At 70.9% G+C, this 12729-nt stretch carries 14 protein-coding genes; 2 read left to right on the top strand and 12 right to left on the bottom strand.

The annotated features are described in order from the left end of the window. Window positions 1-162: 162 nt before the first annotated feature. A complete protein-coding gene (locus AB0F70_RS21170; protein WP_357452817.1) occupies window positions 163-729 on the bottom strand; it encodes a helix-turn-helix domain-containing protein in 567 nt (188 codons plus the stop codon). A gap of 109 nt (window positions 730-838) precedes the next feature. On the opposite strand from AB0F70_RS21170, the gene AB0F70_RS21165 reads away from it, so the two are divergent. Continuing rightward, complete coding sequence (locus tag AB0F70_RS21165; RefSeq protein WP_357452814.1) at window positions 839-1771, top strand: NmrA family NAD(P)-binding protein; 933 nt, start codon at window positions 839-841, stop codon at window positions 1769-1771. A gap of 31 nt (window positions 1772-1802) precedes the next feature. On the opposite strand, the gene AB0F70_RS21160 is transcribed toward AB0F70_RS21165, so the two are convergent. The 10 genes from AB0F70_RS21160 to AB0F70_RS21115 form a co-directional block, all read right to left on the bottom strand. Then, the gene (locus AB0F70_RS21160) at window positions 1803-2480 is read right to left on the bottom strand and encodes an MBL fold metallo-hydrolase (RefSeq protein ID WP_357452812.1); all 678 of its coding nucleotides are present in this window, start codon (window positions 2478-2480) and stop codon (window positions 1803-1805) included. A gap of 101 nt (window positions 2481-2581) precedes the next feature. Further along, window positions 2582-3172: a MerR family transcriptional regulator gene (locus tag AB0F70_RS21155; protein ID WP_357452810.1), complete on the bottom strand. Its 591-nt coding sequence runs from the start codon at window positions 3170-3172 to the stop codon at window positions 2582-2584. Between the two features lie 122 nt (window positions 3173-3294). Continuing rightward, window positions 3295-3804: a bifunctional nuclease family protein gene (locus AB0F70_RS21150; protein ID WP_357452955.1), complete on the bottom strand. Its 510-nt coding sequence runs from the start codon at window positions 3802-3804 to the stop codon at window positions 3295-3297. Window positions 3805-3937: 133 nt separating this feature from the next. Further along, the gene (locus tag AB0F70_RS21145) at window positions 3938-4801 is read right to left on the bottom strand and encodes a MerR family transcriptional regulator (RefSeq protein ID WP_357452808.1); all 864 of its coding nucleotides are present in this window, start codon (window positions 4799-4801) and stop codon (window positions 3938-3940) included. Continuing rightward, a complete protein-coding gene (locus tag AB0F70_RS21140) occupies window positions 4798-5271 on the bottom strand; it encodes an FHA domain-containing protein (RefSeq protein ID WP_357452805.1) in 474 nt (157 codons plus the stop codon). Before AB0F70_RS21140 ends, AB0F70_RS21145 begins: the two co-directional genes overlap by 4 nt. 264 nt (window positions 5272-5535) lie before the next feature. Then, on the bottom strand, window positions 5536-6360 hold the full coding sequence (locus tag AB0F70_RS21135) for a DUF881 domain-containing protein (RefSeq protein ID WP_357452952.1): 825 nt from the start codon (window positions 6358-6360) through the stop codon (window positions 5536-5538). A gap of 124 nt (window positions 6361-6484) precedes the next feature. Next, window positions 6485-7756 (bottom strand): glycoside hydrolase family 27 protein, encoded by a 1272-nt coding sequence (locus AB0F70_RS21130; protein WP_357452802.1) that lies wholly within the window; start codon window positions 7754-7756, stop codon window positions 6485-6487. 75 nt (window positions 7757-7831) lie between these two features. After that, complete coding sequence (locus tag AB0F70_RS21125; protein ID WP_108494149.1) at window positions 7832-8164, bottom strand: small basic family protein; 333 nt, start codon at window positions 8162-8164, stop codon at window positions 7832-7834. Next, window positions 8161-9165, bottom strand: coding sequence for a DUF881 domain-containing protein (locus tag AB0F70_RS21120; RefSeq protein ID WP_357452799.1), 1005 nt, complete (start codon window positions 9163-9165; stop codon window positions 8161-8163). The genes AB0F70_RS21125 and AB0F70_RS21120 overlap by 4 nt, the downstream gene beginning before the upstream one ends. After that, on the bottom strand, window positions 9162-9734 hold the full coding sequence (locus AB0F70_RS21115; RefSeq protein ID WP_357452796.1) for a CDP-alcohol phosphatidyltransferase family protein: 573 nt from the start codon (window positions 9732-9734) through the stop codon (window positions 9162-9164). The genes AB0F70_RS21120 and AB0F70_RS21115 overlap by 4 nt, the downstream gene beginning before the upstream one ends. A 357-nt stretch (window positions 9735-10091) precedes the next feature. Here AB0F70_RS21115 and AB0F70_RS21110 point away from each other — a divergent pair, with 357 nt between their 5' ends. After that, window positions 10092-12134, top strand: coding sequence for a DEAD/DEAH box helicase (locus AB0F70_RS21110; protein ID WP_357452793.1), 2043 nt, complete (start codon window positions 10092-10094; stop codon window positions 12132-12134). A gap of 99 nt (window positions 12135-12233) precedes the next feature. Here the strand turns inward: AB0F70_RS21110 and AB0F70_RS21105 are convergent, their stop codons facing one another. Continuing rightward, window positions 12234-12728 (bottom strand): PH domain-containing protein, encoded by a 495-nt coding sequence (locus AB0F70_RS21105; protein ID WP_357452790.1) that lies wholly within the window; start codon window positions 12726-12728, stop codon window positions 12234-12236. Window position 12729 lies beyond the last annotated feature (1 nt).

Here is a 12729-nt window from a genome sequence, read left to right as displayed (position 1 = left end):
GATTACTCAGTTCGACGCGACGAATCGAGTTCTCCGCCTAGCCTTTGGCGGGGAACCTTTGCGGCACGTAACCCGGATCGCTGCCGGAGTCTATGTCGGTGTGCAAGATGACCAGCTCAGTGAGCTTTGGCTCCAGCCAGAGTTCTCTGACTAGAGCCTCCTTCAACCCCGCGGACTCAGCCCCTCCGCAGCCAGCCCGAACAGCCGCTCCGCCGCCGCCTCCCGATCGGAATGGTGTTCCGTCGCCAGGACCACGCCCACAGCCAGGGTGATCAGGTCCGCGACGCCGATCCCGGCGTCGACCGCACCGTCCTGCACCGCGCGCTGCAGCAGCGGACTTCCCGCGTCCTCCAGCGCTGCCGTGCAGCTGTTCTCGTAGATCGAGTCGGGCTCGGTCCCCTCGTAGGTCAGCGCGGCCGCCAGCCCCTGGGCCGCGACGCAGTAGGCGACGACGTCGCTCAGCCAGTCCAGGAGCGCTTTCCTGCTGTCGCCCAGGCCGGCGAGCTCGCGGGCGCGAGCGACGAGGGCCTCGATCCGCTCCTGGGAGACCGCCTCCACCAGCGCACGACGCGTCGGGAAGTGCCGACGCACGGTCGCCGAGCCGACACCCGCGATGCGGGCGATCTGCTCCAGGGAGGCTCCGGCGCCATGGGTTGCCACCTCCTGCTCCGCAACGGTGAGGATCCGGGCGTAGTTGCGCCGGGCGTCGGCGCGCTGCCGCTCAGGCATCTCGTCTGCTCCTTGCTAAGTGGCGGGGTGCGCCATATCGTACCGCTCGATAAGTGGCGGACTCCGCCACTTAGCCACCCGGGCAACGAGATGAGCAGTGAGACAAGCCATGAGCAGCACCACGTCCATAGAAGCCCCACCCGTACTGGTCACCGGCGCCACCGGTAGGCAGGGCGGTGCGACCACGCGCGCACTCCTCGCTGCGGGGATACCCGTCCGTGCCCTGGTGCGTGACCCGGCCGCGCAGCGGGCCAAGGCGGTCGAGGCACTCGGCGCCGAGCTGGTCACCGGCGATCTGGACGACCTCGACTCCATCGTCCGGGCCGCCACGGGAGCCCGCGCCGTCTTCTCGGTGCAGATGCCGGCGTACACCCCGGACGGCTTCGACTTCACCGGGGAGGTCACCCAGGGCACCAACCTCATCGAGGGCGCGAAGGCCGCCGGTGTGCCGCAGTTCGTGCACACATCGGTCTCGGGAGCGGGTCAGCACACCGAGGTTCCCGAATGGGCCGAGGGCCGTTGGGCGGTGGAACCCGCCCTGAGCGCCAAGAGCGCGGTCCAGGACCAGGTTCGTGCAGCAGGCTTCCCGCGCTGGACGCTGCTCAAGCCGGGGACCTTCATGGAGAACTTCCACCCGTCCATGGCGTACATGTTCCCGCGCGGCGTCGAGGGTGGTCTCGTGAGCGTCCTGCATCCCGCGACCCGGCTGTCCCTGGTCGCGGTCCAGGACATCGGCGCCGCGGCGGCCGCAGCCGTCATGGCGCCGGAGCGGTTCGACGCCGTCGAGCTGGAGCTCGCGAGCGACTACCTGTCGATGACGCAGATCGCCGAGGTGCTCTCACGCGCTCTGGGCACGCCACTGACGGCACGGGACATGACCGAGGAGGAAGCCCTCGCGGCCGGGATGCCGTCGATGGGCTCCTCGCTCGAGTGGATGAACGTGGCAGGCCAGCCGGCTCGCCCGCAGTACGCCACGGACCTCGGTATCCCGCTCACCAGCTTCGAGCAGTGGGCGCGGGAACACCTGTCGGCCGAGGCCTGACCAGCAGACGCGGGCCGGCCCTCCCGTCGGCTCACACCGTCAGCGACTCCCCCGCCTGGAGCCGCGAGTATGTGTAGTCGCCGCTGAGCCGCGCCGTGTCCAGCCGTGCTCCGACAATGGTGAGCCCGATCTCGGAGAGCAGCGCCTCGTGGATCGGGACGACGGTACGGGCCGGGACCGACCGCGTGAAGTCGATGGCCTCGGAGAGCTTCATCCACGGGCCCGCCACGGGCAGCAGGAGCACGTCCAGGCCGGCGGCCGGCAGGGATGCGGGGGCCTCGTAGGAGTCACCGGGGTGGAACACGCTGGCCCCGTCGGTCTCCACGAGGTAGGTCACGTTGACCGCACGCGGGATCTCCGGGTGGATCACCGCGTGGTCGCCGCCGCCCACCGTGACGCGCACACCCGCGATCTCGAGCACCTGGCCGGGGGCCACCTCGTGCACGCGGTCGGCCGGTGCGCCACCTGCCCGCAGGGCGTCGGCGGCCGGAGTGGTGGCCCACACCTGGATGTCCGGCGCGGACCCGAGATGCTCTACGACCACTGGTACGTCCACGTGGTCGGGGTGGTCGTGGGTGATGAGCACGGCCGCGGCGCCCGGAAGCGCGGCGGCGGTGTCGCTGAACGTGCCGGGGTCGATCACGAGGGTGCCGCCGCCGTCGGGCAGGCCGAGGGAGACGCACGCGTGACCGTGGAAGGTGAGCTGCATGCTCGCAGATTACGCCTGACCCCTGGATACGGCAGACCGCCTGGTCGGGGTGCGTCGCGCCCCGTTCCAGACGGCTGAGTCGTGAGGTGTGGTGGTGGCTGTCAGACGGCGGACCTGGCTGCCCGGCGCTGGGCGAGCTCGTCGCCCTCGACGGAGAGGACCTCGGAGGTCTCACCCTGGTCGAGGGTCTCGGTAGGCATCTGGGCCAGGGTGCCTTCGATCTCGCGCCACACCCGCCCGACCGCGATGCCGAACACACCCTGGCCCCCGGCGACGAGATCGATGACCTCGTCGGGTGAGGTGCACTCGTACACGCTCGCGCCGTCCGACATCAGCGTGATCTGCGCCAGGTCGTCCACGCCGCGCTCGCGCAGTGCGGTGACGGCGGTGCGGATCTGCTGCAGGGAGACGCCTGTGTCGAGGAGTCGCTTGACGACCTTGAGCACGAGGATGTCGCGGAAGCTGTACAGCCGGTGCGTGCCGGAGCCGGTGGCCGGTTTGATGCTCGGCTCGACGAGGCCGGTACGGGCCCAGTAGTCGAGCTGACGGTACGTGATGCCGGCGATGTGGCATGCCGTGGTTCCGCGGTAGCCCGTCGTGGCGTCCTGCTCCGTCAGGTCCTCACCGAAGAGGAGACCCTGCGCGCCGTGCGGGACCGTAGCGCGTGTGGCTCTCTCACCGCTGGTGTTCACTGTGCCTCCTGGGGTGTCGTGGCCACGCTAAGGCGCGTCGAAGGTGATTTCAAAGATGCGCGCCGTGAAAGGTTCGGCGTGTCGCGAGTTGGTGGGTTTTCACCCACCAGATTGATCCCTTTTCACCCGGTTCGACCACCACCGCCCTGGGTGCCGCCTCCTGGCGGCCCCAGGAAGTCTTCGGGCGTGACGTGGTCCAGGAAGTCGCGGAACCGCTCGACCTCGGCCTGCTGGTCGACGTCGACGATCTCGACACCGGCCAGGGCGACGATCTCGGCGGAGCACAGGACGGGGCTGCCGGTGCGCACGGCGAGCGCTATCGCGTCGGAGGCGCGGGAGTCGAGGTGGACGCCGTTGCTCAGGACGAGCTCGGCGAAGTAGATCCCGCCTTCCAGGGCGACGATGTCCACTCGTTCGAGCGCGACGCCCACTGCGCCGAGGACGTCACGCAAGAGGTCGTGGGTCATGGGGCGGGGGGTAGCGAGCCCGGCCTGTGCCATGGCGATGGCGCTGGCCTCGCGCGCTCCGATGACTATGGGGATGGCCAGGTCGGCGGCGCTGTCGAGCAGCAGCACGACGATCTCCTGATCTCGCTGCTGCTGTCGGACGCCGAGGATCTCCACGGGAACCATCGGCACGTCGTCAGGCCTCACGCTTTCACCGTACGGCCATTGACGGTCACTCGTCGCGCGCTCGGGACAAATTTCTGGTCACGTACCGGTCGCCCGGTGGCAATGGCGGGTGAATCTTTGTGGCGGTGACGACTCAGCCGAGGTCGTCGATGCCCTGTCGGACCCATGCGGCGTGCAAGCGGGTGAACAGTTCGCCCATGTCGCTGGCCATGCTCGCGGCGCGGCCGCGGGCGGCGCTGGCGTGCTGGCTGCGCAGGGGTGCGACGACCTGGTCCACGAGCGCCACCTGCCGGTCGGCGGCGGTGCGGAAGGAACGCAGGTGGCGCGGTTCGATGCCGAACTCGGCGAGGGCGCCCGCGATACGGGCCACCTCGACGGCGCCCGAGCCGAACGTGCCGCCCGACGCGGGCAGGAGCCCTGCCTGGGCGAGGTTCTGCACGAACTCCTCGGTGACGCCGGCGGCCTCGGCCACGGCCTGCGCGGTCCAGCGGCGTCGGGCGGGCGAGCCCGTACCGGCGAGGCGGGGCGCGGGGTGCTCGGCCGATTCGGGGTCGGCGTCCATCGCGGCGAGGCGTTCCTTGATCACCTTCAGCGGCATGTAGCTGTCGCGCTGCTCGGTGAGGACGAAGCGCAGGCGCTCGACGTCGGCCTGGCTGTACTGGCGGTAGCCCGACGGCGTGCGCACCGGCTCGATCAGGCCCTGCTCCTCGAGGAAGCGGAGCTTGGAGTGCGACACGGACGGGAACTCCTGGCCGAGGGCGCGCAGGACGTCGCTGATGCGCATGGTGGCCTGGCGGGAGATCCCGCGGGGCCAGGGCGCGTCGAGGTCGTCCTGCGCGGCACCGTGCTCCCCACCACGTTCCGGACCGAGTTCCTGGCCGCGCAGCTGGTCGTGCTGCGGGCCCTGCTCGTCATGGGTGCGCTCGTGGGCGCGGTCATGACGCGGTGCGGTGCCGCCGTGGACCCCACGATGGTCGCGTGCGGCTCCGGCCGTCACGGGGCGGGCGTCCCCGCGCCCCACTGCGCCGGCGACTGCGGGCTGGCGTGGAAGGTGAGGCGGAACTTGCCGATCTGCACCTCGTCGCCGGTGACCAGCGTGGCGGCGTCGATGCGACCGCGGTTGACGTAGGTGCCGTTCAGGGAGCCGATGTCACGTACGACGAACGAGTCGCCCTCGCGGACGAACTCGGCGTGCTTGCGCGAGACCGTGACGTCGTCGAGGAAGATGTCGGCCTGCTCGCTGCGGCCGGCGACGCTGCGGCCGGTGTCCAGGAGGAAGCGGGCGCCGAATCCGGGGCCGCGCTGCACGATGAGCAGCGCGGAGTGCCGCGGCAGGGCGGCGACGGCGGCGGCTTCCTCGGGGCTGAGCGCCGTGCGGGGCGACTGCTCGTCTGAGGTCGGGAACGCGATCCGACCCAGGTTGGCCGTGGTATCGGGCCCGACCGGATGGGCGCTGGGGTCCGTCATCAGGTCTCCTCGGGTGCGGTGGTGATACTGCGGCGGTGGTGAGGTGGGTCGCTACGTTCGGACAACGGTCGGGACCGCGTCCGGGTTCCACTCAACCTACCTCGATCAGGATCGAGGCGGGAACCAAAGAAGGGAACCAACCCGGATAAAACTACCCAGGTCACGGCCGTTCCGCATGCCAGATTTCACAGCTCGGCCAGTTGTGGCGGTGATCTCCGCCAGGAACCGGCGCAAACGTGGCGCGAGTCACTTCTCCAGCCACTTCTACTGGGCCGGTTCGGCGTGCTCCGGCTCGCCGGGGATGCGCACGGCATCGACGCTGACCTGGTCCGAGACGGTGGTGGTCGCTTCGCCGCCCTCCTCCCGGATCCGGGGCAGGGCGCCGCCGGGGATCTCGAGGGCGCGGTCGATCGTCTCGGGGTTGCCGATGGCGGTCCACTCGTACGGGGAGGCGATGGCGGCGCCGTCGAGCACGACGCCGCCGCCGGAGTCGACGAAGTAGCTGGTGGTCACCAGCCGTACCCCGTTGACCTCGATCGCCTCGGCGCCGGCGTTGCGCAGCTCCTCCAGGAGGTTGAACAGGACCTGCGCCTCCAGCGGCCGGTCGCCGTCGGCCACGTGGACCTGCACGCCCGGGCCGTGGGCGGGAAGCCGGCCCGAGAGGATCCCCTCTTGCTCTGCGCGCTGCCGCGCGAGGTCACGCGCGGCCTGGTCGCGCCCGTCCTCCGAGCGCAGGTCGTCCCGGATCTCCTCCAGGTCGCTGACCTGTGCGTCGAGCTGGTCGGCGCGCTGGGTCACCTCGTCCAGGAGCCGCACGAGCTCGTCCTGGCGCAGGCTGCTGAGCTGGTCCCCCGTCGACTGCCCCACCTGGACGGCGAGCGCGAAGCCCAGCGCCACGCACAGCAGGCCGGTGAGCAGCTCGGAACGCGTGCCGCGGGGCCGCAGCAGCTGCGCCACCCGCTTCCAGCCCGACGCCGCAGCGGCCGGCTTCGGCTCCGCGTCGTCACGGACATCGTCACGGACATCGTCGTGGACGTCGTCGGCCGTCTTCTCGGCCTCGTCCTGTGCGCGGTCCTTGCCGTTGCCCATGCTCACGCCTTGCAACCATGCCCGTGGGTGCTGGTGTCTCCGTACATCGCCAACACTCTACTCGGGAGCAGATCGCCGACACGCTGGGGCCGGGCCCGGATCTCGGGTCGTCGCCGGGTCGAGGTCAGCTCAGCCGCAGCAGGCGCGTGCCGTGGGCGGGCACGGTCAGGCGCACGCTGCCGTCGCGCACCGGGACGTCGTCCCCTGCCCACAGGTCGTGGGCCCGCCCGCGGCGCTCGCTGCCGACGTCGGAGAGATGGACGGTCACCTCTTGCGGCTCGTCGCCGAGCCAGAAGACCGCGCACACCTCGTGGTCCGGGAAGTCCGCGCGCCAGATCACCAGCGAACCGTCTCGCACGAGCTCCCTGCTACCGGTGCTCGAAAGGAGCCTCAGCACGTCGGCGTTCTGCAGCAGCCCCAGGGTCTCGGGCAGCGTGTCGGGCAGGTGCCCGCCGAACATCAGCGGCGAACGCATCACCACCCAGAGCGTGATCATCGTGCGCTGCTCTTCCAGCGTCAGCTGCGAGTCCCGCTCCTGGCCGACATGCGCACGAACACCAACGCGTCCCAGGGGCAACATGTCCGCGTCGGCCCAGGCACCCGGGCGCTGATGCGGCGCCCAGCGGGCGGCGCGCTGGAACATCTCCTCCAGCTGCGGCCATCCGTCCCACAGGTCGTCGGAGATCCGCCACATCTCCGAGTGCAGCGCCAGCTCGTCCCGGTGCGCCAGGGACAGTTCCTTGCCCGGCGAGAGGCTCAGGACGATGGGTCGTCCGCACCGCTCGATCGCTCGCGAGTAGGCGGCGATCTCGGCACTCTGGGTCGGCGGGTGGAGCACGTCGTCGAGCTTGACGAAGTCCACTCCCCACTCGGCGAACTGCGCGAGCTGGGAGTCGTAGAACGCCTGCGCTCCGGGAGCCGAATGGTCGATGCCGTAGTTGTCAGGGTTCCAGGGGCACACGTTCTCCCGGTCGGCGATCTGGGCCGCCGTGGTGTTCCCGCCGAGTACGGGCAGGTCCAGCTCCACGGCTCTGCGTGGGATCCCTCGCATCATGTGCAGGCCGAAACGCAGCCCGAGGTCGTGGATCCGATCCGCGAGCTCCCGGAACGAGCCGTCGGCGGCCGACGGGAAACGCCCGGGAGCGGGGAGCTGCCTGCCCCACTGGTCCAGCACCGGATCGGATACCGGCTGGTAGGTGTGGACGCCCGCTTCGGGCTCGTACCACTGGATGTCGACCACCACGGTGTCCCAGCCGTACGGCAACAGGTGCTGAGCCATGAACTGGGCGTTGGCCATGACCTCGGCCTCGGTCACCGAGCTGCCGAAGCAGTCCCAGCTGTTCCATCCCATCGGCGGCAGCGCCGCACGGACCTTGCGTTGCGAATTGATGTGCACGTCGCTACCTCACCGCACCGCGTGCGGTGTCTGCATCCGGGTGTCTGCGGCAGACTTCCGGAATCCTTTGGCAGCTCACGCCTTGAAGATGTGCCGGCGGATCGAGGCTGCGTTCGAGAAGATGCGGATACCCAGCACCACCACCACGGCCGTGGACAGCTGCCCGCCCACGCCGAGCTGGTCGCCGAGGAACACGATGAACGCCGCCACCACCACGTTCGACAGGAACGAGACCAGGAAGACCTTGTCGTCGAACAGCCCGTCGAGCATCGCCCGCAGACCTCCGAACAGGGCGTCCAGGGCCGCGACCACCGCGATCGGCAGGTACGGCTGCAGTATCAGCGGGACGGTCGGCTGCAGCACGAGACCGGCGACCACCCCGATCACGAGCCCGACGATCGCGATCATCCGTTGTCCTCCTCGGATCGGTCCTGCGTCGACTGCATTGACTGCGCTGTCCGTACTGACTGTGTTGGCTCTGCCGTTGCTCGCGCGCTCGCTCGCGGGGTTGCCGTCTCCTGCGCACCCCCGGACCGCTCGGAGTGCGCGTACCGCAGCGTCGGGGAACCCGCACCCGGCAGGTCCATCCCCTCGCTCGCGGTCACCTCGTGCTCGATGCCGTACTCCGCGCTCAGCAGCTGCAGGAACCCCAGGCCCGCCGAACGCGCGAACTCGACCTGCATGTCCTCCGGGTCACCCACCGCCTCGACCGTGTACACGGGGCCGTTCAACGGCTGCAGGTCCACCAGGATCGCGTCACCCGCGTTCCGGATCGCCGACAACGACGTCAGCCGCTGATCGTTCACCGCGATCGCCTCCGCCCCCGCCGCCCACAGCTCGTTGACGACGAACTGCACGTCCGCGTCCCGTACCCGCGACTCCGCGGGCGCGTCACCCGGATCCACCAGCCCACCACCCGCGCCGTCCGTCAGCTTCACCACCATGCCAGGACCCCGCACCGGCATCGCACCGTTGACCCAACGGTCCAGCTCGTTGATCTCCACCAACGCCGACGGCAGCAACGCGGCACCCTGCAGCCCGTCCACCTCCGAGCTGAGCGCCGCGGAACGCCGCGACAGCGACTCCACCTCAGCACTGCGCTCCTGGATCTGCTCCATCAGCACCGTACGACCCTTCGTGACCAACGGCTGCGGCGCTCGCAGGTCGAGGACGGCGACGGTGGTCGCGGCACCGAGCAGCACGGCGACCAGCAACAGACCCAGGGCGCTCGCCGTCCCGCGGCGCGACGTCGTCTCCCCCGCCTCCGCGCGTCGCCGTGCCATCAGTGCGTAGCCCGGGTCCAGGGGTCGCTCGGTGACCTCGCGCAGCAGCGTCATCGACTCGTCGGGACGCCGCCCTGCGGGGCGTGCGGTGGTGGTGTGCCGCGCGGGGGCGTGCGGAGCCGTCATGCCGCGGCCGCCAGGCGCCGCACCTGGGCCACGTACTGCAGCCCCGCCAGCCAGTACAGGCCGACGCCCCACCAGGTGAAGGCCCAGCCCACCACGTGCGCGACGGCGCCCAGCCAGCCGGGTACCGCGGCGAGGAGCAGCAGCGGGAACGCGTAGAGCAGGGCGAACGTCGCGACCTTGCCGACCAGCGTCACTTCCAGCGTCCCGTAGCCCAGGCGGGCCAGGACCGGCACCGTCAGCGCGAGCAGCACGTCCCGCGCCACGATCGCCAGCACTAGCCACAGGGGAACCACCTCGCGCCACGCCAGACCGATCAGCGTCACGAAGATGAAGAGCCGGTCGGCGAACGGGTCAAGGATCTGCCCCAGCCGGGTGACCTGGTTCAGGCGACGGGCAAGGACACCGTCGAGCCAGTCCGAGGCGCCCGAGACAGCGAGCACCAACAGCGCCCAGCCGTCCTCGCCCACGACGATCAGCACCGCGAAGACCGGCACGAGCGCCAGCCGCACCAGGCTGATCACATTGGGCACGGTCAGGACCCGGGAGCTCATCTCTGCCCCAGTGGACACGCTCACCGCCCTTGCTCACGCCGGTTTCGTCTCGGCCGCAATACTACGGGGAGAGCGTTGCGTATCCGCACTGGCGCGCCGTCCGACGGCCCGACAACGCCCCTCACCACGCACGACATCACCCAGGTGCACACCCGCGTGCTGCACGTCACGCTCCATAACTCTGTGCCGAAGACCCCGGCACCGGATAGGGTGGTGCCACATCCCCATGGAGTTCGTCGTCTTCCCGTGTGTGCACGAAACGTGCGAGACAGGCCCGCAGCCTCGGCTGCGGGGAAGGTGTTTCGGGAGCGAGCGACGCGAGGGCCCTCACCTCGGCCCTGACTCCGCCCGCGACGACGAACGGTGCATCACTGCATGTCTATCGACACCCATGACCTGATCGCGCCTGCTGAGCAGGACACCGAGCAGGTCACCGCCGACACCGGCGACCAGACAGCCCCCGAGGCCGTCACCACTGAGGACACCACCCCCGAGGACACCACCTCGGAGACCCCGGCCCCCGAGGCATCCGCCCCGGAGCAGGCCGCCGAGCCGGCCACGACCGAGCCCGCAGCGCCCGCCCCGGAGCCCGAGCCCGCCGGCCCGACCTTCGCAAGCCTCGGCCTCCCCGCGCAGCTCATGGCAGCCGTCGACAAGCTCGGCTTCGTCACGCCCTCCGCCATCCAGGCACGCGCCATCCCCGAGCTCCTCGCCGGCCGCGACATCACCGGCGTCGCCCAGACCGGCACCGGCAAGACCGCCGCGTTCGGCCTCCCGCTGCTCGCCGCCATCGACCCCAAGCTCCGCAAGGTCCAGGCCCTCGTCCTGGCCCCCACCCGCGAGCTCGCCATGCAGGTCGCCGACGCCATCGAGTCCTTCGCGACCGAGCTCGACGACGTCCGCGTCCTGCCCGTCTACGGCGGCTCCCCCTACATCCCCCAGCAGCGCGCCCTGCGCGACGGCGTCCACGTCGTCGTCGGCACCCCCGGCCGCATCAAGGACCACCTCGACCGCGGCGCCCTCAAGCTCGACGACATCCGCTTCCTCGTCCTCGACGAGGCCGACGAGATGCTCCGCATGGGCTTCGCCGAGGACGTCGAGGAGATCTTCGGCCAGGCACCCACCAAGCGCCAGGTCGCCCTCTTCTCCGCGACCATGCCGCCGGCCATCCGCAAGGTCGCCGACCACCACATGACCGACCCCGTGCAGATCGCCGTCACCCGGCAGGCCTCCACCGTCACCGCGGTGCGCCAGACCTACGCCGTCGTGCCCTTCCGCCACAAGGTCGGCTCCCTCGCCCGCGTCCTGTCGACATCCGACGCCGACGCCGCGATCGTCTTCACCCGCACCCGTGGTGCAGCAGAAGACGTCGGCTCCGCCCTCATCGAAAAGGGCATCTCCGCCGCCACCATCTCCGGTGACGTCGCACAGAAGGAACGCGAGAAGATCGTCGAGCGACTCCGCTCCGGCGCCCTCGACGTCCTCGTCGCCACCGACGTCGCAGCCCGCGGCCTCGACGTCGACCGCATCGGCCTCGTCGTCAACTTCGACGTCCCCGGCGAGCCCGAGGCCTACGTCCACCGCATCGGCCGCACCGGCCGCGCCGGACGCACCGGCGAAGCACTCACCTTCGTCACCCCCCACGAGCGCGGCAAGCTCCGCAGCATCGAGCGCACCATCCGCGCCTCGCTCGAAGAGGTGGAGATCCCCTCCCCCCGCGACGTCTCGGCCCACCAGGTCAAGCGCGCACTCGGCAAGGTCGCGGCCCGCCGCGAAGCCGGACGCCTCGACATGTACACCGAGATGATCCGCACCTACGCCGAGGAGTCCGGCACCGACCCCGTCGAGATCGCAGCCGCCATGGCGGCGCTCGCGGTCGGCGACGACGGTCCCCGGGCCCGTGCGGAGCAGGAGGAGTACGAGCGCGAGCGGACCGAGGCCAAGTCGGCGGCCGCCAGGCGCACCACCCGCGACGGTGACCGGCACGACCGGTCCGGCGACCGTGGCGCTCCGCGCGGCCGGTCCGAGGGTGACCGCGGCATCCGCCGTCCGGCCCGTGGCACGCGCTACCGCATCGCCGTCGGGCACACGCACGGCGTGCAGCCGGGCGGGATCGTCGGCGCGCTGACGGGCGAGGGTGGCATCACCGGCGCCGACGTCGGCAAGATCGACATCTTCGGCAGCTTCTCGCTGGTGGACATCATCGCGCCCCTCGACACCGAGGCGCTGGACCGTCTGGGCCGTGCCCGCGTGGCCGGCAAGCCGCTCCGCATCACGCTCGACCGCGGTCCCGCGGCGCGTACCGGCGGCGACCGTGACCGTGCCCCCCGGAGCGGTGGCGACCACCGCCGTCCCGACGGCGAGCGTGGCCCCCGTGCCCGCACCACCCCGCACTGGGACGCGCGCACCAGCCGCTGATGCGGTGAACGCAGTCGCATGACGACGGCGGTCGTGCCCACCGAGACCTGATCTCGGTAGGCACGACCGCCGTTCTTTGTCGTTCGGTCGGGTGACCAGCTACGTGCGGTCGGGTTCCGCGGCCTCGCCCAGCTCGGCGATGAGCGCCACCAGGCGGCGCGCCTCGGCCATGCCGTGCTCGCCGTCCGCTCGCTGGATGCCCATCACGGCCAGCACGTCGCCGTCGGCCAGGTCGAGGTGCACCCACGGGTCGTTCAGCCCGAACCGCACGGTCACTATCTCGGCCCAGACGAGCCGGCGGCTCGTGGCGTAGTTGACCACGGTGAGGCCGCCCGGGTCCGGGACGGCGCGCACGGCGCCGAAGCGCCACGCGATCACGGCGCCCACCAGCCCGAAGACGATCATCGCCACGCGGTTCGCGGTGTCCGCCGTGCTCGACGCCAGCGCGACGAACGTGCAGCCGCCCCCGGCCAGGATCGCCAGACCGTACGCCGTCGGCGTGCCGAAGCGACCCCGGAAGGTGCGGAAGCGGTCACGGTCACGGCGAGGGGCGCTGCCTGCTGTCCCCTGACCCGTGCCCGCCCCCGCACCCATG

It is taken from the genome of Promicromonospora sp. NPDC023805 (assembly GCF_040639635.1).
Classification (GTDB): domain Bacteria; phylum Actinomycetota; class Actinomycetes; order Actinomycetales; family Cellulomonadaceae; genus Promicromonospora.
This window is presented reverse-complemented; position numbering and strand designations above follow the sequence as displayed.

Bases quoted from the DNA above. Each gene is read 5' to 3' on its own strand.
- AB0F70_RS21170 (WP_357452817.1), bottom strand. From the start codon at position 729: ATGCCTGAGCGGCAGCGCGCCGACGCCCGGCGCAACTACGCCCGGATC.
- AB0F70_RS21165 (WP_357452814.1), top strand. From the start codon at position 839: ATGAGCAGCACCACGTCCATAGAAGCCCCACCCGTACTGGTCACCGGC.
- AB0F70_RS21160 (WP_357452812.1), bottom strand. From the start codon at position 2,480: ATGCAGCTCACCTTCCACGGTCACGCGTGCGTCTCCCTCGGCCTGCCC.
- AB0F70_RS21150 (WP_357452955.1), bottom strand. From the start codon at position 3,804: ATGGTTCCCGTGGAGATCCTCGGCGTCCGACAGCAGCAGCGAGATCAG.
- AB0F70_RS21140 (WP_357452805.1), bottom strand. From the start codon at position 5,271: ATGACGGACCCCAGCGCCCATCCGGTCGGGCCCGATACCACGGCCAAC.
- AB0F70_RS21135 (WP_357452952.1), bottom strand. From the start codon at position 6,360: ATGGGCAACGGCAAGGACCGCGCACAGGACGAGGCCGAGAAGACGGCC.
- AB0F70_RS21125 (WP_108494149.1), bottom strand. From the start codon at position 8,164: ATGATCGCGATCGTCGGGCTCGTGATCGGGGTGGTCGCCGGTCTCGTG.
- AB0F70_RS21120 (WP_357452799.1), bottom strand. From the start codon at position 9,165: ATGACGGCTCCGCACGCCCCCGCGCGGCACACCACCACCGCACGCCCC.
- AB0F70_RS21110 (WP_357452793.1), top strand. From the start codon at position 10,092: ATGTCTATCGACACCCATGACCTGATCGCGCCTGCTGAGCAGGACACC.
- AB0F70_RS21105 (WP_357452790.1), bottom strand. From the start codon at position 12,728: ATGGGTGCGGGGGCGGGCACGGGTCAGGGGACAGCAGGCAGCGCCCCT.